The organism is Bifidobacterium polysaccharolyticum, from assembly GCF_016101585.1.
In the GTDB taxonomy this organism is placed as follows: domain Bacteria; phylum Actinomycetota; class Actinomycetes; order Actinomycetales; family Bifidobacteriaceae; genus Bombiscardovia; species Bombiscardovia polysaccharolytica.
The window spans coordinates 607023-631106 of record NZ_JACFQG010000001.1 but is presented as its reverse complement, the minus strand read 5'-3'; the positions used below and the strand labels follow the sequence as shown (position 1 = coordinate 631106).

General features: G+C 62.6%; 19 protein-coding genes. 16 read left to right on the top strand and 3 right to left on the bottom strand.

The genetic code is table 11. From position 1 onward, the window contains the following. Nucleotides 1-169 precede the first annotated feature (169 nt). From ftsZ to glnA, 14 genes are all read left to right on the top strand, one after another. Nucleotides 170-1351, top strand: coding sequence for a cell division protein FtsZ (ftsZ, locus tag H3T90_RS02545; protein ID WP_198229476.1), 1182 nt, complete (start codon nt 170-172; stop codon nt 1349-1351). Nucleotides 1352-1369: 18 nt separating this feature from the next. Then, nucleotides 1370-1837, top strand: a complete 468-nt coding sequence (locus tag H3T90_RS02540; RefSeq protein ID WP_121913743.1) for a cell division protein SepF — start codon at nt 1370-1372, stop codon at nt 1835-1837. A gap of 41 nt (nt 1838-1878) precedes the next feature. Beyond that, the gene (locus H3T90_RS02535; RefSeq protein WP_198229475.1) at nt 1879-2163 is read left to right on the top strand and encodes a YggT family protein; all 285 of its coding nucleotides are present in this window, start codon (nt 1879-1881) and stop codon (nt 2161-2163) included. Between the two features lie 91 nt (nt 2164-2254). Next, nucleotides 2255-3559: a DivIVA domain-containing protein gene (locus H3T90_RS02530; protein ID WP_110412575.1), complete on the top strand. Its 1305-nt coding sequence runs from the start codon at nt 2255-2257 to the stop codon at nt 3557-3559. Nucleotides 3560-3589: 30 nt separating this feature from the next. Then, complete coding sequence (locus tag H3T90_RS02525; RefSeq protein ID WP_198229474.1) at nt 3590-4102, top strand: signal peptidase II; 513 nt, start codon at nt 3590-3592, stop codon at nt 4100-4102. Beyond that, a complete protein-coding gene (locus tag H3T90_RS02520; RefSeq protein ID WP_046322661.1) occupies nt 4099-5028 on the top strand; it encodes an RluA family pseudouridine synthase in 930 nt (309 codons plus the stop codon). Before H3T90_RS02525 ends, H3T90_RS02520 begins: the two co-directional genes overlap by 4 nt. A 43-nt stretch (nt 5029-5071) precedes the next feature. Next, a complete protein-coding gene (dnaE, locus tag H3T90_RS02515) occupies nt 5072-8629 on the top strand; it encodes a DNA polymerase III subunit alpha (protein WP_198207208.1) in 3558 nt (1185 codons plus the stop codon). A gap of 82 nt (nt 8630-8711) precedes the next feature. Further along, nucleotides 8712-10109, top strand: a complete 1398-nt coding sequence (gene hisD, locus H3T90_RS02510; RefSeq protein WP_198229473.1) for a histidinol dehydrogenase — start codon at nt 8712-8714, stop codon at nt 10107-10109. After that, nucleotides 10106-11254 carry a histidinol-phosphate transaminase gene (locus tag H3T90_RS02505; protein WP_198229472.1) on the top strand — a complete coding sequence of 383 codons (1149 nt, stop codon included), beginning with the start codon at nt 10106-10108 and terminating at the stop codon, nt 11252-11254. Before hisD ends, H3T90_RS02505 begins: the two co-directional genes overlap by 4 nt. 99 nt (nt 11255-11353) lie before the next feature. Then, nucleotides 11354-11956, top strand: a complete 603-nt coding sequence (hisB, locus tag H3T90_RS02500) for an imidazoleglycerol-phosphate dehydratase HisB (protein ID WP_198229471.1) — start codon at nt 11354-11356, stop codon at nt 11954-11956. Further along, nucleotides 11953-12705 carry a hypothetical protein gene (locus H3T90_RS02495; protein WP_198229470.1) on the top strand — a complete coding sequence of 251 codons (753 nt, stop codon included), beginning with the start codon at nt 11953-11955 and terminating at the stop codon, nt 12703-12705. Before hisB ends, H3T90_RS02495 begins: the two co-directional genes overlap by 4 nt. A gap of 32 nt (nt 12706-12737) precedes the next feature. Further along, nucleotides 12738-13511 carry an imidazole glycerol phosphate synthase subunit HisH gene (gene hisH, locus H3T90_RS02490; protein ID WP_198229469.1) on the top strand — a complete coding sequence of 258 codons (774 nt, stop codon included), beginning with the start codon at nt 12738-12740 and terminating at the stop codon, nt 13509-13511. Nucleotide 13512: 1 nt separating this feature from the next. Then, nucleotides 13513-14244, top strand: a complete 732-nt coding sequence (priA, locus tag H3T90_RS02485) for a bifunctional 1-(5-phosphoribosyl)-5-((5-phosphoribosylamino)methylideneamino)imidazole-4-carboxamide isomerase/phosphoribosylanthranilate isomerase PriA (RefSeq protein WP_110425036.1) — start codon at nt 13513-13515, stop codon at nt 14242-14244. A 46-nt stretch (nt 14245-14290) separates the two neighbouring features. Continuing rightward, the gene (glnA, locus tag H3T90_RS02480) at nt 14291-15628 is read left to right on the top strand and encodes a type I glutamate--ammonia ligase (RefSeq protein ID WP_110425037.1); all 1338 of its coding nucleotides are present in this window, start codon (nt 14291-14293) and stop codon (nt 15626-15628) included. A gap of 9 nt (nt 15629-15637) precedes the next feature. On the opposite strand, the gene H3T90_RS02475 is transcribed toward glnA, so the two are convergent. Genes H3T90_RS02475 through H3T90_RS02465 form a run of 3 tightly spaced genes read right to left on the bottom strand, consistent with a single transcriptional unit; the run spans nt 15638 to nt 21272 of the window. Then, entirely contained in the window at nt 15638-16525 is an 888-nt protein-coding gene (locus tag H3T90_RS02475) for a hemagglutinin (RefSeq protein WP_198229468.1), read from the bottom strand. Further along, nucleotides 16522-20613, bottom strand: coding sequence for an ATP-dependent RNA helicase HrpA (gene hrpA / locus H3T90_RS02470; protein ID WP_198229467.1), 4092 nt, complete (start codon nt 20611-20613; stop codon nt 16522-16524). Before hrpA ends, H3T90_RS02475 begins: the two co-directional genes overlap by 4 nt. Beyond that, nucleotides 20610-21272, bottom strand: a complete 663-nt coding sequence (locus tag H3T90_RS02465) for a class I SAM-dependent methyltransferase (RefSeq protein WP_046323699.1) — start codon at nt 21270-21272, stop codon at nt 20610-20612. Before H3T90_RS02465 ends, hrpA begins: the two co-directional genes overlap by 4 nt. An 84-nt stretch (nt 21273-21356) precedes the next feature. Between H3T90_RS02465 and hflX the strand changes: the two genes are divergently transcribed. Further along, nucleotides 21357-22961, top strand: coding sequence for a GTPase HflX (gene hflX / locus H3T90_RS02460; RefSeq protein ID WP_408610680.1), 1605 nt, complete (start codon nt 21357-21359; stop codon nt 22959-22961). Nucleotides 22962-23058: 97 nt separating this feature from the next. After that, on the top strand, nt 23059-24021 hold the full coding sequence (locus H3T90_RS02455) for an L-lactate dehydrogenase (RefSeq protein ID WP_046322674.1): 963 nt from the start codon (nt 23059-23061) through the stop codon (nt 24019-24021). Nucleotides 24022-24084 lie beyond the last annotated feature (63 nt).

Here is a 24084-nt window from a genome sequence, read left to right as displayed (position 1 = left end):
GGACAGAACGGCGTGGAGGTTCTTTCGGAAGACCAGGGCGGTTGGCTCTGACCTCCCGGACCCTAGGCCCACGGCCGTCAGGGAGGGTCGGAACGCCTGTGGGCAAATGCGTGTTGGCGTATATGACCTGCGCTAGAGTTGAGCGTAACGTGAGTGACGGGAGCATACTGTGAGCGAGATTGCCCAGAATGACAATTTCAATGACAAGACCAACATCAAGGTCGTTGGTGTTGGTGGAGCCGGTGGCAATGCTGTCAATCGCATGATCGCCGAGGGTCTGCAAAATGTCGAGTTTGTGGCCATCAATACCGATGCCAAGGATCTCCTGCGCTCAGATGCCGATGTGAAGATCTCCCTTTCTGATGCCAACAGCCGTGGCCTGGGGGCCGGTGCCGATCCGGAGAAGGGGGCCAAGGCTGCCCAGGACCATCAATCTGACATTGAAGAGGTCCTCAAGGGTGCCGATATGGTCTTCGTCACTGCAGGAGAGGGCGGCGGCACAGGCACCGGAGCCAGCCCCTTGGTTGCGCGTGCAGCCCGTCAGCAAGGCGCGCTCACCATCGCCGTGGTCACTCGGCCTTTCACCTTTGAGGGGCCCAGGCGCTCCGCTTCCGCCGAATCGGGCATCGAGAACCTCCGCAAGGAGGTCGATGCCCTTATCGTTATCCCTAATGACCGGCTTCTGGATCTCTCGGATCGCACGGTCTCGGTCATGGATGCCTTCAAAACCGCCGACACGGCCCTGCTGGCCGGCGTTCAGGGCATTACCGACCTGATTACCATGAACTCCTACATTCACGTGGACTTCTCCGATGTCACCGCTATTTTGAAGGATGCCGGCACTGCCCTCTTTGGCATCGGCGCAGCCAGGGGTGAGGATAGAGCCACGCAAGCTGCTGAGATCGCCATCTCCTCCCCGCTCTTGGAGGAGAGCATCGAGGGCGCCCATGGAGCTCTTATCAATGTGGCCGGTCCCAGCGACCTGAGCATGCAGGAGGCATCTGCTGCCGCCCAGTTGGTTCAGGATGCCATCCATCCCGAGGCGCAGATCATCTGGGGTCTGGCCTTGGACGACGCCTATGGGGACGAGGTGCGGGTCACGGTCATCGCCGCCGGATTCGATCCCACCCCAAAGAAAGATGAGACGAAAGCCCCCGCAGCAGACTCGACTGCTGCACCGGCAGTGGCCACCCCGGTCCAGGAGCCCCAGCAACCCCAGCAACCTATGGCGGATCCGTCCGTCCAGGCGGAGTCCGATGAGACCTCCGAACACGATGTGGTGCCCCCCGCCTCTGGCGATGACGGCACCTCCGACCCGGGATATCTGGATATCCCTGACTTTCTGCGGTAATCAGGCGAAGGAGCAGATATGGCAGGATTGATGAAAAACGCGATGTCTTTTTTCGGCATGTCGGATGTCGTGGACGACGATGACGACGATCTGGCCGACGATGACGAGGCTCGCGACGGTTTCGACACCGATCACTCTGTGACCCCCATGGCTCAGCAATCTGCATCCAACAGCCAGGAAGCCGAGCCCACACCTTTCCAGAGCCGGATCAACCGCATCACTACCATTCATCCCAAGTCCTACGAGGATGCCCAGATGGTCGGCAGGGCCCTGAGGGACGGGGTGCCGGTGGTCCTCAACCTGACTGGGGTGTCCGAGTCTGTGGCCTACAGGATCGTCGATTTCTCCGCCGGTGTGGTCTTCGGAGTACGCGGGTCCATTGAGCGGGTCACCCCAAGGGTCTTCCTGCTCAGTCCTGCACAGGTCAACATCAAGGTGGAGGAGCCTGAGTCGGGTTCTTCGGCCAAGGGGCTTTTCGCCCAGTGACTGACACCCTGGCAACCGTGTCCGCAGGAGCCTGAAGACGCATGCTTGTTCCTTTTGTTCGCTATCTTGTAGACATCCTTATCGAGACCTACCTGCTGGTCCTCTTCGTGCGGATGATTCTGGACTGGGTTCTGGTATTGTCGCCTCGCTGTTACCCTCGTGGCTTCGTAGCCTCGCTCATCCGGGTTATCTATGCCTTGACTGAGCCGCCGCTTCGCTGGCTGCGCCGGTACATTCCGCCCCTGCCCATGGGCAGGATTCAGCTTGATGTCTCCTTCATGGTGCTCTACGCCGCACTGATCATCATCCAGGTGCTTATAGGCTAGAGGCAAGACCGCGGATACGGCATACTCCGTGCTAGCATGCAGTAAGAGAACACAATCGGGCTGGTTGGCCTGAAGCGAGGTGGAGAAACATATGGCTCTATTGACGCCTAATGATATAAGGGAGCATACCTTCCAGACAGTGCGGTTCAAGGAAGGCTACGACGTCGACGAGGTCGACGACTTCCTGGATCAGGTCACAGACACGGTTGAAGCGTTGGGCAAGCAGGCCGTGCAAGGCAGTGCCGCTTCCACCCAGTCCCTGGGCACCGATGTGGCCTCGTTGAACTCCAAGATCTCCGATCTGACGGCTCAGGTGGAATCGCTGCAAAAGGAGAATGGGGATCTGAAACAGGCCCAAGGCTCCGCAGCCCAGCAGCCCGCCGTGGATGCGCAGACTAAGCGGTTACTGGCCGAGTCCCAGAGTCAGGTCAAAACCCTGGCCTCCCAGAATGACCAGCTCAAGCGTCAGGTCGAGCAACTCAACTCCCAGATCGACCAGCTGACTGCTCAGGCCGCTGCGGGCAACAACACCCAGGCTCTGACCAACCAACTGACGGCCATGCAAAAGGAACGCGACCAGGCCCGCCAGCAGGTCCAGGCTCTGACCAACCAGCTCAATGCGTCCCAGCAGAGCATGGCCACGGCCCGCCAGCAGATCACCCAGGCTCAGAAGGCCTCTCAGGAGCAGCAGCAGCGCACCGAGCAGCTGAACAAGCAGCTGGAGGAGTCCCGCAAGCGCGAGGAGCAGTTGCGCCAGCAGGTCTCCAAGGCCGAGCCCTCCACCGAAACGGGCAGTCTGCAGCGGATCGCGGGGGCTGGTGCCGAGGCCAGCAGCGAGCCCGAGAGGGCCACCGCCATGCTCACCCTGGCCATGCAATTGCACGATCAGTACGTGGACAAGGGCAAGGCCAACGCTTCCCAGCTGGTGGCCGAGGGCCACGCCCAGCACGACGACATCGTCAAGAAGGCTGAGGACTACTCCAAGAGGACACGTGCCGAGGTGGACGAGTACTCCAAGCGAGTGCACTCCGAGGCTGATGGCTACTCGCAGCGAGTACGTTCTCAGGCCGACGAGTACTCGGTCAAGACCCGTTCCGATGCTGACGCCTATTCCAAGCGCCAGCACACCCAGGCCGACGAGTACGAGACACAGGTGCAGACTCGGGCGCAGGAGTACGACAAGAACACCCGCGACAGCGCCGATCGTTATGCCGCCGATGTCAAGAACAAGCTCATGGATCAGTCCAAGGTTCTCGAGGAGAACATCCAGGGGCTCAAGCAGTTCGAGGCGGGCTACCGCAGCAAGCTGACCGAGTTCCTCAACCAGCTGATCAACCAGATTTCAGACACCAGCAATTATCAGTCCATGGAAAAGAAGTCCGAACAGGCCCACTGATTCCATCCGGTAATGACGAAGAACACATCTATGAGACGGCTGCGCGGACGCGTGGCCGTTTTCGTCGCTCTGGCGGCAGTGGCCATAGCCCTGGATCAGCTGACTAAGGCCCTGGCACTGGCCCGACTGGGCAACGGTATCAGGGTGGTTCTGCCTGGTCCTCTACGCGGTCTGCGACTGGTACGCAACCCCGGTGCATCCCTGGGGTTGGGGTCTGGGAGTACCTGGGTCATATCCCTGATTGCCTTAGCAGCCTGTCTGCTCATCATTGTTCTGGCTCTGCGCACCACCTCCATGGTTTGGACCGTGGTCCTCTCCATGGCCTTCTCCGGGGCAGCAGGCAATCTGATCGACAGGGTTGCCTATGCCTCCGGTTTTCTTGACGGTGCCGTGGTCGACTTTCTGGACTACGGCTGGTCGGTGGGCAACGTTGCCGACGTCTATCTGACTCTGGCAGGCGCGGCCGTAGTGGTGCTCATTATCTGTAATGTGCGGTTCAGCGACCGGTCCAAGACACTAAAACATGGGGGAGCGGCAAAGTGACACGGCTTCTTCCTGCGCCGGATGCCTTGGTAGGTCGGCGCTTGGATCTGGCCCTGTCCAAGATGCTGGGCCTGTCCAGGGCCAAGGCCAGCGATCTGGTGGCCCAGGGTCATGCGCGGATCATGGGCCGCCGAGTGAACAAGGCCACTACCTTGATGAGCGGTGATGTGATAGAGCTGGACGAGCCCGAGTCAACCAAACAGGTGGAGCCGGTGGCTGAGGACATGCCCGTGGTCTACGAGGATGAGGACGTGGTCGTCGTCGACAAGCCGGTGGGGGTGGCGGCACATCCCTCCATAGGCTGGACCGGGCCAACCGTTCTGGGCAGCCTCCTGCAGCGGGGTACCCACATCACTTCCATGGGGGCCCAAGGTCGTCAGGGCATCGTCTCTCGTCTGGACGCGGGCACCAGCGGCCTCATGCTGGTCTGCAAGTCCGACCTGGCCTACAAGGAGATGCGTCGGCAATTCGCCCGACATGAGGTGGTCAAGATCTACCATGCGCTGGTCCAGGGCAATCTGACCGAGGACAAGGCCACCATCGAGGCCCCCATCGGACGCGCCCGGGTCTCGGACTTCCGCTTCACGGTCACCCCTGCAGGCAAGGAGGCCATCACCCATTGGGATGTGCTGGAACGTTTCGGCTCGGCCACCCTGGTCAGCGTCAATCTGGAGACTGGGCGCACCCATCAGATACGCGTGCACTTCTCCTCCATAGGCCATCCCCTGGTGGGCGACCACATGTATGGGGCCAACCCCGACCTGGCGGACAGGCTGGGCCTGAAGCGGCAGTGGCTGCACGCCATGCGCCTGGAATTCCGCCATCCCCGCACCAAAATCTGGACCAAGGTGGTCTCCTCCTACCCGGCTGATCTGCGCCGCTCCCTGCAGATCGAACGTCAGGGCGCCACCGGTATACGCAGCTAGCGGACTCCGGCGATTCGGCCAGGGGCCTGGGTAAATTGGAGATATGTCCTCAACCCGGTCAGACTTCGTTCACCTTCACACCCATACCCACTATTCAACCTTGGACGGGGCCAGCAGGATTCCTGACCTGGTTGCCGAGGTGGGACGGCTGGGGCAACCGGCCGTAGCCATTACCGACCACGGCAACATGCACGGGGCTTATGAGCTTTGGCGCACGGCTGTAGATGCTGACATCAAGCCGATCATCGGCATTGAGGCCTACGTGACCCCTGAGACTGCCCGCCAGGACAAGAGCCGGGTCCACTGGGGAACCGACGAGCAGCGTTCTGACGATGTCTCCGGTGGCGGCTTCATCACCCACATGACCCTCTGGGCCAGTGACGACACGGGCCTGGTCAACCTGATCAAGGCCTCATCTGTGGCCAACCTGGAGGGTCTGGTCGGCAAGTGGCCCCGCATGGACAAGGACCTGCTGTCCACCTATCACAAGGGGGTCATAGCCACCACCGGCTGCCCCTCGGGCATCGTCCAGACCAGGCTGAGGCTGGGCCAGTTCGACGAGGCCCTGCGGGCCGCCGGGGAGTTCCAGGACATCTTCGGCAAGGAGAACTACTACGTCGAGCTGATGGACCATGGGCTGGAGATCGAGCATCGGGTGACCAAGGATCTGCTGGAGATCGCCCGTCGTCTGGATGCCCCCCTGGTGGCCACCAACGACTCGCACTATGTGCGCAAGGAGGATGCCTCGGCCCAGGACGCCCTGCTCTGCATCAACTCGGGATCCCGGCTGACCGACCCCGGCCGCTTCAAGTTCGACGGTAGCGGCTACTACATCCGCTCGGCCCAGGAGATGCGCGAGATCTTCAAGGAGTTCCCCGAAGCCTGCGACAATACCTTGGAGATCGCGGAACGCTGCAACGTCATGTTCGACGACCACGAGGACGGGGCCTTCATGCCCCGTTTCGACTGCCCGGAAGGTTGGGACGAGACCTCCCTTTTCCTAAAGAAGGTGGACGAGGGGTTGAAGAATCGCTATCCGGACGGGGTGCCCGAGGAGGTATCCCACCAGGCCGACTACGAGTGCGGGGTCATCTGCCAGATGCAGTTCACCGGATATTTCCTGGTGGTGGCCGATTATATCAACTGGGCCAAGAACCACGGAATCATGGTGGGACCGGGCCGTGGATCGGCGGCAGGGTCCATGGTGGCCTACGCCATGGGCATCACCGAGCTGGACCCGCTCAAGCATGGGCTGATTTTCGAGCGATTCCTCAACCCTGAGCGCGTCTCCCTGCCTGATATCGACGTGGACTTCGACCCCGAGGGGCGCATGAAGGTCCTGGACTACGTGGGTCGTAAGTACGGCTCCGACAAGGTGGCCCAGTGCGTGACCTACGGCACCATCAAGACCAAGCAGGCCCTGAAGGACTCAGCCAGGATCATGGACTACGAATATTCCGTGGGCGACCAGGTCACCAAGGCCCTGCCGCCTACGGTCAATGGCAAGGACATGAGCCTCAAGGAGATCTTCGATCCCCAGTCCAAGCGCTACCCGGAGGCCAAGGAGTTCCGCGACTTATACGAGTCCAACCCGGACGTCAAGCGGATCACTGAAGAAGCCAAGGGCATAGAGGGCATCATCCGTCAGACCGGCGTGCATGCCTGCGCCACCATCATGGCCTCCAATCCCATCACCAATACCTCGCCACTGATGGAGCGCACCGACGGCACGGTGACCACCACCTTCGAGTACCACACCTGCGAGACCCTGGGGCTGGTCAAGATGGACTTCCTGGGGCTGTCCAACCTCACAGTCATCAGGGACACGGTCAACAACATCAAGCGCAACGGCAAGGAGCCCATCAGCATCGAGAAAGTCCCCCTGGACGACAAGGAGACCTACCAGCTGTTGTCCCGGGGCGACACCCTGGGCGTCTTCCAGCTCGATGGTGACGGCATGCGCTCCCTGCTGCGCATGCTCAAGCCCGACAATTTCAATGACATATCCGCCCTGATCGCCCTCTACCGGCCGGGGCCCATGGATATGAACTCGCACATCAACTATGCCAAGCGAAAGAACGGGCTGCAGAAGATCGAGCCCATCCATCCCGAAGTGGCCAAGCCCCTGGCGGGCGTGCTCGATGAGACCTATGGCCTGATCGTCTATCAGGAGCAGGTCCAGTCCGCGGCCAGAATTCTGGCCGGCTACTCCCTGGGCCGAGCCGATGTGCTGCGAAGGGCCATGGGCAAGAAGAAGCCAGACGTCCTGGCCAAGGAGCAGGTTCCCTTCTTCGAGGGCATGAAGGAGCACGGATACTCCCAGGAGGCCGCCCAGGCGGTCTGGGATGTCCTGGTGCCCTTCTCGGGCTACGCCTTCAACAAGGCGCACTCCGCGGCCTACGCCCTGATCGCATACTGGACCGCTTATCTGAAGACCCACTATCCGGTGGAGTTCATGGCCGCCCTGCTGCAGAACGAGCGGACCAACAAGGACAAGACCGCACTCTACCTGGGCGAGGCCAGAAGGATGGGCATCCGCATCCTGGCGCCTGACATCAACGAGTCCGTGTCCGAGTATTCCGCTGTCGGCGACGTGGTCCGCTTCGGCCTGGGAGCCATCCGCAATGTGGGCGACAAGGTGGTGGCGGACATCATCAAGGAGCGCCAGGGACCCCGGGGCAAGTATGTCAACTTCATGGACTTCATCAAGCGGGTGCCCATGGAGGTGCTCAACAAGCGAACCGTGGAATCCCTGATCAAGGGCGGTGCCTTCGACGGCATTGACCCCAACCGGAGGGCGCTTTTCCAGATTCACGATGAAGCCGTCGACCAGGTCATGCCCATCAAGCGCAAGCAGGCCGAGGGCCAGTTCGACCTCTTCGCCGACGCCGATGAGGACGCCCCCCAGCAGGATGCCTTGGGCGATGCCCAGGTGACCGTGCCCGACATCGACGAGTGGGACAAGTCCACCAAGCTCAACTTCGAGCGGCAGATGCTGGGCCTGTATGTGTCTGACCACCCGCTGAGCGGCATGACCTCGGTTTTGGCTGGCATGCGAGACATGTCCATCGCCCAGCTGCTCAACCGGTCTAACAGCATGGACGGCAAGGCGGTGACCCTGGCCGGGCTGGTCACTGCTGTGGACCGCCGGGTCTCCAAGAAGGGCAACCCCTGGGCCATCGTCACCATCGAGGACTTGGAGAGCTCCATCCAATGCATGTTCTTCGGCAAGGTCTACGACGCCCACTCCGACGACCTGGCTCTGGACTCGGTCATCAGGGTGAGGGGAGTGGTCGAGCTTCGTGACGAGGCCACCAACATCCGCGTCAACGATATGGAGGTGCCCGTCCTGGAGTCGGCGGATGAGCGGCCTCTGACCATCACCCTGCCCAAGCAGGCTCTGGACCGGGGGCACATGGAGCGGCTGGCTCGGATACTCAAGTCCCACCCCGGTTACTGTCAGGTTCGTCTGGCCGTCACCGACGACCGGGGCAACGTGCGTCTGTTGACCTTTGGTGACGGATTCCGCACCCGGCACGACACCTCCATGATGGCCGAGATCAAGTCGGTCTTCGGACCCTCCTGCCTGCCGTCGGCCTAGGACGCGCCCGGAACCGTCTCACCATTTGGGACGGTGGTGAGTCGCTGGCTTTGGCGACACAAAAGTTCACTACCATCAAAGTATGTCAAAGCTCATGATGAGAACCATGGATCTGCGCGGGAAAACCATGTCCCGCGCCCAACTCCTTGCCGCCATGCCCCGAGCCGATATGGGTACACGGGAGGCCAGCGCCCAGGTGCAGCCCATACTTGATCAAGTGCGTGAGCATGGGGCAGCGGCCCTGCGCGACCTGGAGGAGAAGTTCGACCATGTGCGTCCCCATGATCTGAGGGTTCCGGCATCGGCCATGCAGGAGGCCCTGAGGCAGCTGGATCCCAAGGTCAGGGCGGCAATCGAGGAGTCCGTTACCCGCATCCGCAAGGTCTGCACCACACAGGTGCCCAAGCCCATGGCCACCGACCTGGCACCTGGCGCTCGGGTCAGCGAGCGGTGGATTCCGATCGAACGCGTAGGCCTCTACGTGCCGGGAGGTAAGGCCCTGTATCCTTCCTCGGTCATCATGAACGCGGTGCCCGCCCAGATTGCCGGCGTCGATTCCCTGGCCGTGGCCACTCCGCCCGCCTCTGACGACCCTCGGGGTCTGCCGGCTGCCATCATCCTGGCCACCTGTGCCATTCTGGGAGTGGACGAGGTCTATGCCGTGGGCGGTGCCCAGGCCGTGGCCATGTTTGCATACGGGGCCAGGGGATCCGAGCCCCAGGATGGGGAGATTCTTTGCGACCCGGTCGACAAGATCACCGGCCCGGGCAATATCTTTGTGGCGACAGCCAAGCAGATGGTCTCCGACATGGTGGGAATCGACGCCGTGGCCGGACCCACGGAAATTGCTATTCTTGCCGACGAGCAGGCCAACCCCGACTGGGTTGCTGCAGACCTGATTGGCCAGGCCGAACATGACGAGCTTGCCGGTTCGGTGCTGATCACCGACAGCCAGGAACTGGCCCAGGGTGTTCAGGAGGCTTTGGGGCGCAGGGTGCCTCGAACCGAGCATGCCGACCGGGTGCGCACCTCCCTGGGCGGCAACCAGTCGGGAATCATCCTGACCGACGGGATCGACCAGTCCATCGACGTGGCCAATGCCTATGCCGCCGAGCATCTGGAGGTTCAGACGGCCGATCCTGATGCCGTCATCGACAGGATTCGGAATGCCGGCGCCATCTTCCGCGGCCCCTATTCTCCTGTGCCTCTGGGCGACTATATGTCCGGGTCCAACCACGTTCTGCCCACTGGCGGCACAGCCCGGTTCGACGTGGCCCTGGGTGTCCACACCTTCATGAAGCCTGTCGAAGTCATCGAATATGACGAGGAAGGGCTCAAGCCCATCGCGGCCAAGATCAATGATTTTGCCGTATCCGAAGACCTGCCCGCCCATGGCGAGTGCATCCTGAGCCGGTTCCTGGACGACCCCTACAACAAAGCCGACCTGGAAGCCAACGAAGAGAAGGCTGGTCTGCTGTGAGTGCCATACCAGCTGATCTTCCCCTCCGCATGGACCTAATAGGGGAGGAGCCTTACGGCGCCCCCCAGCTGGATGTTCCGGTCTGTCTGAACGTCAACGAGAACCCCTACCCCCTGGACCAGGAGGTGGTCGATGCCATTTGCCAGCGTGTGCGCCAGGTGGCCCCCGGCCTCAATCGCTATCCGGACAGGGAGCATGAGGACCTGCGGCGGGCCCTGGCCGTCTACCTGAAGAAGGAGTCTGGTGCCTCGCTTGAACCCAAGCAGATCTGGGCGGCCAATGGGTCCAATGAAATCATGCTCCAGCTCTTCCAGGCCTTCGGCGGGCCGGGTAGGACTGCCTTGGGCTGCGACCCGACCTACTCCATGTATCAGGAGTACGCCCGTGACACCTTCACTGATTGGGAGCTGGCCCACCGGCTGCCCGATTTCAGCCTGGATATTGAAACGACTATCGAGCGCATCAAGGCTTTGAGGCCAGCCATGGTCCTGGTAACCAGCCCCAACAATCCCACGGGGACGGCCCTGCCCATGGATCAGTTGACTAGGCTCCTGGATGTCTGCTCTAAGATTCCCGTGGCGGGCGCGGACCCGTCCGCCCGGCCCATCGTCGTCGTGGATGAGGCCTACATCGAGTTTCGAGACCCGGGCACGCCCTCGGCGGTCAGCCTGATTGGTCAGTACGACCATCTGGCAGTCAGCCGGACCATGTCCAAGGCCTTCGCCTTCGCCGGCGCCAGGGTGGGTTACCTGGTTGCATCCCAAGGAATAGTCGACGCAGTCCGCATCGTCCGAATGCCCTACCATCTGAGCGCCCTGACTCAAGCTGCGGCCCTGGCTGCCCTGGAGCACACGGACCTCCAGCTGGCTCGGGTGGATCAGCTTCGCCAGACCCGTCGGCAGACAGCCGAGTGGCTGGCCGGACAGAAGTTCCATGGTCAGCCCTTGACTGTGGTTCCCTCGGCCTCCAACTTCATCCTCTTCGGCATTTTCCCCGACCGGGATGCCGTATTCGAGGCCATGAAGGATGAAGGCGTGTTGATCCGGGCCGTAGGTCCCCAGGGCTATCTGAGGGTCTGCATGGGCACGGACGTGGAGATGGAGCGATTCCGCCAAACGCTGGTCCATGTCCTCAAGCGGTTCTAGGAGGATGCGGACCAGCGGCACGGCTATGCTGGTGGTCTAGACGCCGCGCAGAAGATACAGCGCGAACTGCAATGTGCGGCAGAAAGCGGAGGAGCAGCAATGGCAGGCAGAACAGCCACCATCACCCGCCAGACCAGTGAATCCAAGGTGAGCCTGAGTCTGGATTTGGATGGCACCGGGGTGACCGATATCGACACCTCGGTTCCCTTCTATGACCATATGATGACGGCCCTGGGCAGGCATTCCCTGATCGACCTGACCATCAAGGCAAGCGGGGACACCCAGATCGACGTCCATCACACCGTCGAGGACGTTGCCATCGTCTTTGGCGAGGCCCTGGCTCAGGCCCTGGGCGACAAGCGGGGTATCAAGCGCTTTGCCGATGCCACCGTCCCTCTGGACGAGGCCCTGGCACGAGCCGTGGTCGATATTTCCGGCAGGCCCTATGCGGTCTGCACCGGCGAGCCTGAGGGGTTCGAGTACGCCATGATCGGCGGGCACTTCACCGGCTCCCTGGTCAGGCACGTCATGGAGTCCATCGCCCTGCATGCCGGCATCTGCCTTCACCTGACCCTCTTGTCGGGCAGAGATCCGCACCACATCGCCGAGGCAGAGTTCAAAGCCGTAGCCAGGGCTCTGCGCTTCGCGGTGGAGCCTGATCCCAGGGTGAAGGGCATCCCCAGCACCAAGGGGTCGCTATGAGCGCGGATGAATACGACAACAATGACAGCAGGGATCAAGACCTGCCGGATTCCGGCCATCATCTGAGTGAGGAAGAGGTCGAGCGGGCTCTGGCCAGCTTTGAGGCTGAGTTCAATGAGGGCCAGAATCAAGCGGATCAGCCCGTTGATCACTCCGGATCAGGCGTGGATGACGAGGCTGGTTTGGATTCCGCGCCCGCTGACGAATCTTCGGCGAAACCGGATGGGGCTGATGGCGTTGCTGCCGATTTCGACCAAGAGCTTGAAGGTCTGATCGGCAACCGGGCCAAGGCCGCCGTAATGGTGACACGCCTGGCATCGGCAGAGCTTCTGGCGGCTTTCTGCCAGATATCCGATATCTCCGCCTATTGCATCCAGGCCCGTGAGGGTGCTGTGGCCGTCCTGAGAAATCTGGACGGGGACGGACCCGAGGCAGCCATCCGCGATTTGACCACGGTCGTATCCGGGCTCAGCGCCATCCTGGCCGTCAACCGGGCCGACAAGCTCGAGGTGACCCTATGGATCAGCGGGCAGTCGGGACAGACGCTCGCGCCGCCCATCCTCTTTGCCGCCACTGCAGACTTCGTAGAAGACCTGATGATCGGGACCACCACAGTGGATAGGCTGCGCCAGGATGGGGCCGCCATCTTCGACTCGGGGGAGTACAACCGCGAGAAGGCCATGGGCATCATCGCCTCGCACACCAGGTTCGGGGCCGGAGGATCGACTCGCAAGGGTCGCGTCGAGTAATCGCGCAAGCAAACGGCTTGGCTAGGAGGAACATGACCAGGATACAGGTGCTTGACTATGGGTTCGGCAATGTCAGATCCATGGTGCATGCCCTCTCCCAGCTGGGGGTTGATGCGCAAATCAGCGCCGACCCGGACCTGGCCATGAAGGCCGACGGGCTGGTCATTCCCGGAGTGGGGGCCTTCGGGGCCTGCATGGCGGGGTTACGGGCTGTCGGCGGCGACCGCATCATCCTGGATCGACTGGCCCAGGGGCTGCCGGTTCTTGGGGTCTGCATAGGCCTTCAGGTCATGTTCCAGTTCGGGGACGAGGACGGCCGCAGCGAGCCCGGTCTGGGCTTGATACCCGGTCGTGTGACGAAACTGGACGCTGATGTAGTGCCCCATATGGGCTGGAATCGTGTCCAGGCACCCCAGGGAACACGACTCTTGGCAGGGGTCCAGGATCAACGCTTCTACTTCGTCCACTCCTATGCCGCCATGGCGGCGAAGGGGGATGACCGATCCGTTGGGACCCAGCCCGATTTGTCCCTACGAGTGTCAGCATTGAATCGGACGAGTGACAGCCAGCCAAGGTCAGCTCAGTCAGTGTCTGACAAGATTTCACAGGGTGCTTCTTTCGGTGAACCGCTGGTTACCTGGGCCACCTATGGACGCAGCAGGTTCGTGGCGGCCTACGAATGCGGACCCTTGAGCGCCACTCAGTTCCATCCTGAAAAGTCCGGCCAGGCCGGAGCACGGTTGCTGACCAATTGGGTACGGACCCTTTCTGGGGCTTCCGGACTCTCCTGCGAGAAAGGTGAATGAGATGCTCACGCTTTTACCGGCTGTCGATGTCCGCGACGGAAAGGCGGTTCGCCTAAGGCAAGGGATCTCCGGCTCCGAGAAGGTCTACGGTGAGCCTGCCGATGCAGCCAAGACTTGGGTCGACCAAGGTGCCGAGTGGCTCCACCTGGTCGACTTGGATGCGGCCTTCGGCACCGGAGACAACCGTGACAAGCTGGCTGCCCTGGTCAACGAACTGGGGGATCGTGTCAAGGTGGAGCTCAGCGGCGGCATCCGCGACGATGCAAGCCTGGAGGCTGCCCTGGACGCAGGTGCCACCCGGGTCAACATCGGCACGGCGGCTCTGGAGGATCCGGAGTGGACCAGCCAGGTCCTGGGTCGCTACGGCGAAAGGGTTTGTGTGGGTCTGGATGTACGCGGACACACCCTGGCCGCCCGGGGTTGGACCAGACAGGGCGGGGACCTTTTTGATGCCATGGAGCGACTGGACCGGGACGGGTGCAGCCGATACGTGGTCACCGATGTGACCCGCGACGGGATGATGACCGGCCCCAACCTGGATTTGCTGGGTCAAGTGGCTGACCGGACTCCGGCCAAGGTGACCGCCTCTGGGGGCATATCCAGCCTGGATGACCTGAGCAGGATTCTGGACCTGGCCGATCGGGGCGTGGACAGCGCTATCCTGGGCAAGTCCCTTTATGAGGGGGCCTTCACCCTGGAACAGGCGCTGAACCTGGTCTCGGGTCATTGTTAACGCTATAAGCAAGTCTGCGAAATATAGGAATGGGAGCATAAGCTCTATGGATAAGCAAGAGGAGTTCGCGCTGCGCACTGTCGAGGAGCGCGATGTCCGGTTCATTCGTCTCTGGTTCACTGACGTATTGGGCACCCTGAAGTCAGTGGCCATAGCACCCACCGAGCTGGAGGTGGCCTTCGAGGAGGGGCTGGGCTTCGACGGCTCGGCCATCGAGGGCATGACCAGGGTCTCCGAGGACGACATGATCGTCAAGCCAGATCCGTCCACCTTCCAGATACTTCCCTGGAGGGGCGGGCCACAGGGCACAGCGCGGATCTTCTGCGACGTGCTCACCCCGGACGGCGAGCCCAGCAGCGGGGATCCCCGACACGTGCTCAAGCGGGCCCTGGCCAAGGCCAAGGAGAAGGGCTTCATCTTCTATACCCATCCGGAGATCGAGTTCTACCTGTTTGAGAACCAGGATGATTGGTCCCAGGTCCCGACCCCTATCGACGAAGGCGGCTACTTCGACCACGTGCCCCGTAGCCCGGGGATGGACTTCCGTCGGGCCTGCGTCAATATGCTGGAGCAGATGGGCATCTCTGTGGAATACTCCCATCACGAGGCCGGTCCGGGGCAGAACGAGATCGACCTGCGCTATGCCGACGCCCTGACCACCTCTGACAACATCATGACCTTCCGGACCGTGGTCAAGGAGATCTCCCTGGAGCGGGGAATCTACGCCAGCTTCATGCCCAAGCCCTTCACCGATAAGCCAGGATCGGGCATGCACACCCATCTGAGCCTGTTCGAGGGGGACACCAACGCCTTCTACGAGGTGGGCCAGGAGTTCAACATGTCCCAGACGGCCCGGCAGTTCGCCGCCGGCATTCTGGCCCATGCGGCCGAGATCTGCGCGGTGACCGACCAGTATGTCAACTCCTACAAGCGTCTCTGGGGCGGGGCTGAGGCGCCCAGCTACGTCTGCTGGGGTCACAACAACCGGTCTGCCCTCTTGCGCATCCCGCAGTACAAGCCCGGCAAGGGCAACTCGGCCAGAATGGAGTTCCGCGGGCTGGATCCGGGGGCCAACCCCTACCTGGCCTACTCGGTGCTGCTGGCTGCCGGACTGGACGGGATCGAGCAGAAGATGACCCTGGGCGAGCCTACCAGCGACGACGTCTGGGAGCTGACCGACGCCGAGCGGCAGGCCATGGGCATCGAGCCCCTGCCTGACAGCCTGGACGCGGCACTCAAGGTCATGGAGAAGTCGGATTTCGTGGCCCAGGTGCTGGGCGAGCAGACCTTCGAGTACTTCCTGCGCAACAAGCACCGGGAGTGGGCCGGATACAGCCGGCAGGTCACCCCCTACGAGCTGGCCTACTACCTGCCCAAGCTTTGAACCCGGGGCTTACTGGTCAGATCGGCCGAACCAGCTGTTGTAGATGATGACGAAGTTACGGTTGCCATAGCTTGAGCAGCGGTCGCCCTCGCCGTCGCCTGCCCGTAGCGCTGCCTCGTTGGGCTGGTAGGGCGTGTAGATGTAGAGCAGGGCAGTGGCATCGTTCTCGATGTAGACCTTGCCGCTGCCACAGGAGGCATCGGGGCTGAAGCGCACATCGTTCAGAGCCTTGGTCTGGTAGGCGTAATGGTCCCGATGGGCTTGGTAGTAGCGGAATCGATGGGCGGCTCCGTAGACCTGGTTGAAGAATCCGGCATAGCTGGCGTCACAGTGTGCATCATCAGGGCAGGAAAGGCCCATGGCCGACTTGAGCTGGACCTGGGTGGCGGGCTGGTCTGTGGCCACCAGGTGCTGCTCTTTTTGCAACATGGTCAGAAGGACCTTCTGACTGATCCCACAGGAGCGGGCGGACCCGTCGATGATCTGAGCCGCGCTCTGCCCCTTGCCGCCCTTGTAGGCATCACATAGACCGTCGCTGGGGCGGTCAGGGACATCCATATGCAGGCTGCGCAGGCAGGTGGATCCGTTGCAGGATGCCCCCTTCTGGTCCAAGAAAGCCTGGACGTCGTCGGCATTCATGTCCAAGGTGTCATGGAAGCGGTGATCGGTGATGATTCTGCCCGGATTGAAGACGTACTCCTGGGAGAGCTGCTCCTGGTGGCGGATGGCGCGGCCGACCATCAGCCGGTAGGAGACGAAGCGGACGGCCAGGATGCATAGGGCGACCACCAGGACTATCGCCATCAGGGTGGCCCCCAGGGTCTGCGCGCGGCGGAGGGTCATTCGTCCGCGTTTGGTCCCGCCCCTTTGTCTTCGTCCCGATGGCCTTGTGCTCATGGTTTTTCTTCCAGCGCCTTCCTGATTCGTTGCAGGCTGACAGGGATGGCCGTCCCCAACTCCTGGGCCCAGATGGAGACAAAGTACTCCTCCATCATCCAACGTCCCCTTCGCGTACGGTCCATGGCCTGGTCTCGTCCGGGACCGGCGGGTAGAGCCTGGGCCGCCTTGGCCGCCTGGTCTACCAGATCCTGGGCGGTCTGCGCCTGCCATGCCCATCGTACGTCACGGTCCTTGTCCCTGCGGGCCTTGTCCAAGCGCATCAGATCCGCCTTCAGATACGTGCGCAGGCGTGGGATGGCATAGGGCGGGTCGGCACCGATGAAGCCCTTGGCTACCAGGTCCGCCGAATGCTGGCGTATCCACTGCAGGACAGAGAGTAGGGGAAGATCGGCCGGGCCAGACACGGCCTTGTCCACCTGGGCCGAGGTCTCCAAAATGGCGACCACATCCTTGGCCACCTGGTAGACAGTGTCCTCGTAGACCTGGCTGACGCCGGTCACAGCCTCCTGCAGGGTCTGGTCGTTGGTGATGGCCTCGGTGTGGGGGATCAGGCGCTTGACGGCGGCCATCTGCAAGTCCTCGGCCAGGGCGGAGGTGTCGGGATAGGGGGCCGAGGCCAGCATCAGGGCCTCCCGGCTCAGCCAGCGCGAGGAGATCCGCTGTGCAGGCAGGTGGAGCTTGTCAAGGGCGGCCTGCCAGATCAGTTCCTCGCGCGGTTTGGTCGTGGCGCCGGACTTGTGGAGCAGATCGGCGCTTTTGACCACCTGACCCTGACGGGCGGCCTTGCTGGCCTGGGAGTCCACCCGGGACCGGGCCGACTGCCGGGCCTGTCCGGCCAGGTCACGTTGCAGGTCGGTCAAGGACTTGGACCGGCCCAGGACCTTGGGGTGGCCTTGGCTCTTGCGGCCGGGGCTGTGACCCTGGCGCCGATCATCCTCCACCTGGAAGGTGGGCCGCAGGTAGTCGGGCAGTCGTTCCAGCCTGGCTTGGGTGAAGACCTCCGGATGCAGCTGGGCTCCAATCGTGTCTATGGCTGCGGCGGTGAAGGCCTGCTCGAAGTCCGGCCAGCCCCCGGCGGGGATGGCTCCAGCACCGTTTTCATCCATGGGTACAGACTGTTCTGCCGACCCGTAGGTGGCTTGTTCTGCCGACGCAGGGTCGGTGCCGGGCAGCAGGGGATAGTGACCGTCTATCCAGGTGCGGATGGTCCGGGCGGCGTCTGGTGCGGGAACGAACTGGACTCGCAGGGCCTTGGGCAGGGACTTGATGGTGGCTGTGATCAGATCGTCCAGAAGGCCTGGCACTGTCCAGGTGAATTGTCCGGGTGTCAGCTGGTTCAGGCAGTGCAAGGGGATGTGAACTGTGATGCCGTCATCCGGTTCTTCCGGCTGATAGCGATAGGTCAGGGGCAGATCCATGGGCCGACCGTCGATGCCCAAGGTGTGCCAATGGTCGGGGTAGTCCCCGGGTCGGTAGGAGGCGGACTGGTCGTTCAGACGCTCCACTTTGTCAGGATCGAAGTCCAACAGGTGCGGGTCCGCATCGTGATGCTTCCGCCACCAAGAGCCCAGTGCGGCCAGTGATGTGGCCTCCTGGGGAATGCGCTCCTGGTAGAAATCGTAAAGGTCCTCCTCGGTGACGGTGCTGGTTACCTGGCGAGTCCGGCTGGTCTGCTCGCCGGCCTCGCTGAGCACCTGCCGGTTGGCCTTGATGAAGCCGTCATGCGGGAAGCGCTCGCGCACTTCGCCCTGGACCAAGCCCTGGCGTATCAACATGTCCCGGGCTTGGCCGGGGTTGATCCGGGCCCATTGGACCGTCCTGTCGCGCACGATGGGCAGGCCGTAGAGCAGGACCTTGGAAGTGGCCACTGCGGCGCCACGGGAGGCCGACCAGTGGGGTTCGGCGTAGGTGGTCCTGGTCAGGGACTTGGCCAGCGGTTCGGCCCAGGCCGGATCGATGGCCGCACAGCAACGTGCCCAGAGCCGTGATGTCTCCACCAACTCGGCAGCCATGATCCAAGGCGGATTGGCCTTGGCCAGGGCAGAACCGGGGAAGATGGCAAAATGCGTGCCGCGCGCCCCTTGATAGTCGTTCTTGGCTTGCCGGCGCGCCCGTTTCATGGCCTTGGTCCGTGCTGCGCCATGCAGGCCAGCGAAATCGGAAGCCTTGGGCTCGTGGACCACCTGCATGCCCATGCTGGAGAGTAGACCGGCCAGCATGGACCGGTGGATGCCCTGGTCGTCCCAGGAGCAGACCAGGGCATGGGCTGCCTGCTGCCCAATAGGCAGGGCCAGCAGGGCCTGATCCGGTGCTTTGACGGGGACGGGGGAGCCTACCTTCATATGCAGACCCCGGCACATCTGGGTCAGCTGCTGGTAAAGGTCATGCCACTGCCGCATGCGCAGGAAGGCCATATACTCCTGCTTGCAGGCCTTGCGCAGAGCTCCGTTGGAGGGCTCTTTGTCCTGCGGGAAGAAGCGGTTCCAGATGTTCAGTGCCGTCAGGAAATCGCTGGAGGGGTCCTCGTAGCGGGCATGAATCCGGTCGGCCTCCTCGCGCTTCTCTTCCGGGCGTTCACGAGGGTCCTGCAGGGAGAGGAAGGCTACGACCACCAGAACGGCGGCCAGGGTGTCCGGGGTGGCATCCTGGCCGGCCTGCAGGATCATTCTGCCTAGACGGATGTCGATGGGGATCCTGGCCAGCTGTCGTCCCAGCTTGGTCAGCCGGATAAGGCCTTGCTGGCGGGAGATGGCCTGCAGCTCGGTCAGTTCACGCAGACCATCACTGACTGCCCGCGTGTCGGGTGGATCGATGAAGCCGAAGTCGGTGACATCCTCGGCCGTATGGGCCACGCCTACCGAGAGCATGTGCAGGATGACCGAACCCAGGGAGGTTCGCAGGATCTCCGGGTCGGTGAACTTGGGGCGGGTGTCATAGTCGTCCTTGGCATAGAGGCGGATGGCAATGCCGTCGGCCACACGTCCGCAACGGCCCGCACGCTGATCAGCCGAAGCCTGGGAGATGGGCTCTATGGGCAGCCGCTGGACCTTGGCCGACTTGGAGTATCGGCTGATCCTGGCCAGTCCAGGGTCCACCACGTATCGGATGCCCGGCACCGTCAGGGAGGTTTCGGCCACGTTGGTGGCAATGACGATGCGCTGATGGCCGTGGCGTTCGAAGACCCGGTGCTGCTCTTTGGCCGACAGGCGGGCGAAGAGCGGGATGATCTCCAAAGCGTCCGGGCGGCGCATGTCGGAGGTCCGCGGGCCGAAATGGCGCCGCAGTGCGGTTTCGTACTCGCGGATGTCGCGCTCGCCGGCGGCGAACACCAGGATGTCCCTGGGGCCGTCCGTGTGGGTGGAGTGAATGACCAGCTCGGCGCAGGCCCGGGCCACCGCCTTGGGAATGTCCGGATCCTCCCTGTCCTGGCCATCCTCGGAGTCGAATCCGGGGACGTGTCGCATCAGGGCCGGAGCCGATCCGGCGGGCTCATAGAGGGTCTGGACCGGATAGGTGCGGCCCGAGACCTCGAGTACGGGCACCTTAGCGTGCAAGGCCTTGGCGAAGTGATCGCGGAACTTGACCGAATCGATGGTGGCCGAGGTGATGATCAGTTTCAGGTCGGGCCGTTTGGGCAGCAGGGCGGTCAGATACCCCAGCAGAAAGTCGATGTTCAGGCTGCGCTCGTGGGCCTCGTCGATGATGATGGTGTCGTAGGCCCGCAGCTGGGGATCGCCCTGGATCTGCGCAAGCAGGATGCCGTCGGTGACCACTCGCAGGCGGGTGCTGCGGCTGGACTTGTCGGTGAAACGCACCTGGTAGCCGATCTGGTCGCCCAGCCTGGTGCCCGTCTCCGAGGCAATGCGCTCAGCTACGGTTCTGGCGGCGATCCTTCTGGGCTGGGTGTGCACGATTTGGCGGCCGTGGTCGCCGCGACCCATTTCCAGGAGGATCTTGGGGATCTGAGTGGTCTTGCCCGAGCCGGTCTGACCCGAGACGATGACCACCTGGGAGGACTGCACGGCATGGACGATGTCCTCCTTGGCCGCGCTGATGGGTAGCTCGGCAGGATACTCGAACCTCATGCCCGGCCCACCTCGATGATCCTGTAGCCCTTGGCTGAGGCATACTTCTCGGCCGTCCAACCGGGGCCCAGGGCGTCAGCCAGCCAGGGGATCAGGGAGTCGGCACCAAGATTGCGTTGGACCACCAGATAGGCCCGGCCCTGGGGCTTCAGTCTGGGCAGGTAGGTCATCAGCAGGTCGTGCAGGACCGTCTTGCCCACTCGGATGGGCGGGTTGGACCAGATCAGATCGAAGCGCAAATCGTCCGGCACCTGCTCCGGGGTCAGGGTGCGCACCTTGTCAAGGTCCTGGGATCGGGCGTTGCGGGCAGTCAGATCCAGGGCCCGCAGGTTGGTGTCCACAGCGTAGACGTTGGCCTTGGGCGACTGCATGGCCATGCTCAGGGCGATGGGCCCCCATCCGCAGCCCAGGTCCAGAAAGTCGCCCTCTGTCGGTGGCTGAGGGACGCGTTTGAGCAAGACCGAAGTGCCCAGATCGAGCCTGCCCGACGAGAAGACCCCGTGAGAGACCTCCACCTGGCAGGTGCGGTCGGCCAAGTCCACCTTGATGGTCCGCCGTTGGTCGGGGGAGGCCGGACGGGCCACGAAGTACTGTTCGCCTCCGTCCGTCTCGGTCCTGGAGGATTGCCCCCGGCTGCTGCCATGGTCCCTGTGCGTCATGTCCATCCCATCCGTCTTTGAAGTCTGCCCGTCCCTCGGGCACCCGCTGATGTCTGCTAAGAAGATGATAATAAAGACTGTGTCATGATTCCGCCTATACCGGATTCGTTCCCTAGTCCACAGATCAACGCAGAGGTGCCTTTGACCCAAGAAAAACCGACCCAAGAGCATGGTTCAGCAGTTGACGATGCCCATCAGGACCCGCTCTCTCACAAATCCGAGGTACTGACCGGCAGTGAAGGGCAGGCCGGGCAGGACCAGGATCAGGAGTGGGAGGAGCGCAGTCGGCGCAATGCCTTCCGCCATGTCGAGGGGCTGGGTGAGCTCCAGGACGTGACCGAGGTGGAATACCGCAAGGTCCGTCTGGAGCGGGTGGTCCTGGTCGGCGTCTGGTCGGGTTCGCGGACCACGGTCGGTCAGGCCGAGGAGTCCCTGCGCGAGCTGGCTGCCCTGGCGAGGACTGCCGGGGCCGAGGTGCTTGACGGACTGCTTCAGCAGCGGGTCAAGCCGGATCCGGCCACCTACCTGGGTTCGGGCAAGGCGCGGGAGCTGGCAGATATTGTGGCCCGGCTGAGCGCCGACACCATCATTACCGATGACGACCTTCATCCCTCCCAGCGACGTGCCCTTGAGGATGTCACCAAGGTCAAGGTGGTCGACAGGACGGCCCTGATTCTGGACATCTTCGCCCAGCATGCAACAAGCCGCGAGGGCAAGGCCCAGGTGGAGCTGGCTCAATTGGAGTATATGTTGCCCAGGCTGCGTGGCTGGGGTGGATCCCTCTCCCGCCAGGCTGGTGGCCAGGCTGCCGGGCAGGCCGGCGGCATAGGCTCGCGCGGCCCAGGCGAGACGAAGATCGAAACAGACCGGCGTGTCATCAGACGGCGGATTTCCCGGCTGAAGCGCCAGATCGCCCAGATGGCCCCCTCTCGTCAGGTCAAGCGCGGATCCCGGCGGCGCTACCAGCTGCCGGCTGTGGCTGTGGTGGGGTACACCAATGCCGGCAAATCCTCGCTGACCAACCGGCTGACCGGTTCCGAGGAACTGGTGGAGAACGCCCTCTTCGCCACTCTGGATACGGCCGTCAGGCGCACCAAGGCGGCAGACGGCCGGATCTACGTCTATGTGGACACCGTTGGGTTCGTCCGCCGCCTGCCCACCCAGCTGGTCGAGGCCTTCAAATCCACGCTGGAGGAGGTGGGGCAGTCCGATTTGATTCTGCACGTCGTGGACGGCTCCCACCCCGATCCTTTTGGCCAAATCAGAGCTGTGGACGCCGTACTGGCAGACATCCCCGGCGCCGAGTCCATTCCCCGCCTGCTGGTCTTCAACAAGGTGGATCTGATCGACCAGGATGCCCGACAGCGGCTTGCCAATCTTGAGCCGGAGGCCTTCCTGGTCTCGGCCAGGCAGGGTCAGGGTCTGGAAGCTCTGCGCAGGCGGGTGGAGGAGTTGTTGCCCGCCCCTGCTGTGCATGTCCAGGCCATCCTGCCCTATACCAGCGGCTCCCTGCTGGAGCAGGTACGGCAGTTGGGACGGGTGGATTCATTGGAATACCGGGCCGATGGGGTTGCGCTGAGCGCTGACGTGGATGACCGGCTGGCGGCTGCCGTGCTTGACCAGGCCATTGATCAGAAGCCCTTGCAGGCTCCAGCGGGTGACACGCCATCGTCCGGACTGAACTCGTAAGGGCAGAAGCGAACCAGGTCACCTATGCTGGGTAGACTACGTATGTTGTCAGCGGCAAACCCGTTTATCGGGTTCCGATAAGAGAGGTCCATAAAATATGGCGGAATCATCAATCAAGCCAACCAAGCTAGCGATCGTGGGAGCTGGAGCCGTAGGGTCGACTCTGGCCTTTTCAGCGGCCCAGCGCGGCGTGGCTCGAGAGATCGTTCTTGAGGATATCAACGCCCAGCGTGTTGAGGCCGAGGTTCGCGACATGCAGCACGGATCCAGCTTCTACCCCACGGTCACCATCGACGGCTCGGACGATCCGCAGATCTGCGCCGATGCCGACATGGTGGTCATCACGGCCGGAGCCAGGCAGAAGCCGGGGCAGACGCGGCTGGACCTGGCAGGTGCCACCATCAATATGATGAAGTCCATCATCCCTCAGATGGTCGAGGTGGCTCCCAATGCCATCTTCCTGCTGATCACCAACCCCGTCGACATCGTCACCAGGGTTTCGCTGGAGCTGTCCGGACTGCCTGTCAACCAGATGTTCGGTTCGGGCACCAACCTGGACTCCGCCCGCCTGCGCTACCTTATCGGTCAGCAGACCGGGGTCAATGTCAAGAACGTTCATGCCTACATCGCTGGTGAGCACGGCGACTCCGAGGTCCCGCTCTGGAGCTCGGCAACCATCGGCGGCGTGCCCATGTGCGACTGGATGGAACTGCCCGGCCATGAGCCTTTGGATGCGGCCAAGCGCGAGGAGATCCACCAGGAGGTGAAGAACGCCGCCTACCAGATCATCGAGGGCAAGGGGGCGACCAACTTCGCTATCGCCATGTCCGGCGTGGACATCATCGAGTCCATCTTGAACGGCACCGACCGGATTCTGCCGGTCAGCTCCCTGCTGGAAGACTTCCACGGCATATCGGACGTGTGCATGTCGGTGCCCAGCGTGCTCAACCGCGAAGGGGTCAACACCCACATCAACACCCCGCTGAGCGACGGCGAGCTGGCCGCTCTGAAGCGTTCCGCCGAGACCCTCAAGGAGACGGCAAGCAAGTTCGGTTTCTGAGTATTTCACAGGAAACTCTTGCCTCGCAGTCCCTGGTGGCATACCTTGGTGATTGATGAAACG

Excerpts from the sequence above, each read along its gene's own strand:
- H3T90_RS02540 (WP_121913743.1), top strand. The coding sequence starts at position 1,370 with ATGGCAGGATTGATGAAAAACGCGATGTCTTTTTTCGGCATGTCGGAT.
- H3T90_RS02535 (WP_198229475.1), top strand. The coding sequence starts at position 1,879 with ATGCTTGTTCCTTTTGTTCGCTATCTTGTAGACATCCTTATCGAGACC.
- H3T90_RS02530 (WP_110412575.1), top strand. The coding sequence starts at position 2,255 with ATGGCTCTATTGACGCCTAATGATATAAGGGAGCATACCTTCCAGACA.
- H3T90_RS02525 (WP_198229474.1), top strand. The coding sequence starts at position 3,590 with ATGAGACGGCTGCGCGGACGCGTGGCCGTTTTCGTCGCTCTGGCGGCA.
- dnaE (WP_198207208.1), top strand. The coding sequence starts at position 5,072 with ATGTCCTCAACCCGGTCAGACTTCGTTCACCTTCACACCCATACCCAC.
- hisD (WP_198229473.1), top strand. The coding sequence starts at position 8,712 with ATGTCAAAGCTCATGATGAGAACCATGGATCTGCGCGGGAAAACCATG.
- hisB (WP_198229471.1), top strand. The coding sequence starts at position 11,354 with ATGGCAGGCAGAACAGCCACCATCACCCGCCAGACCAGTGAATCCAAG.
- H3T90_RS02495 (WP_198229470.1), top strand. The coding sequence starts at position 11,953 with ATGAGCGCGGATGAATACGACAACAATGACAGCAGGGATCAAGACCTG.
- hisH (WP_198229469.1), top strand. The coding sequence starts at position 12,738 with ATGACCAGGATACAGGTGCTTGACTATGGGTTCGGCAATGTCAGATCC.
- priA (WP_110425036.1), top strand. The coding sequence starts at position 13,513 with ATGCTCACGCTTTTACCGGCTGTCGATGTCCGCGACGGAAAGGCGGTT.
- glnA (WP_110425037.1), top strand. The coding sequence starts at position 14,291 with ATGGATAAGCAAGAGGAGTTCGCGCTGCGCACTGTCGAGGAGCGCGAT.
- H3T90_RS02475 (WP_198229468.1), bottom strand. The coding sequence starts at position 16,525 with ATGAGCACAAGGCCATCGGGACGAAGACAAAGGGGCGGGACCAAACGC.
- hrpA (WP_198229467.1), bottom strand. The coding sequence starts at position 20,613 with ATGAGGTTCGAGTATCCTGCCGAGCTACCCATCAGCGCGGCCAAGGAG.
- H3T90_RS02465 (WP_046323699.1), bottom strand. The coding sequence starts at position 21,272 with ATGACGCACAGGGACCATGGCAGCAGCCGGGGGCAATCCTCCAGGACC.
- hflX (WP_408610680.1), top strand. The coding sequence starts at position 21,357 with ATGATTCCGCCTATACCGGATTCGTTCCCTAGTCCACAGATCAACGCA.
- H3T90_RS02455 (WP_046322674.1), top strand. The coding sequence starts at position 23,059 with ATGGCGGAATCATCAATCAAGCCAACCAAGCTAGCGATCGTGGGAGCT.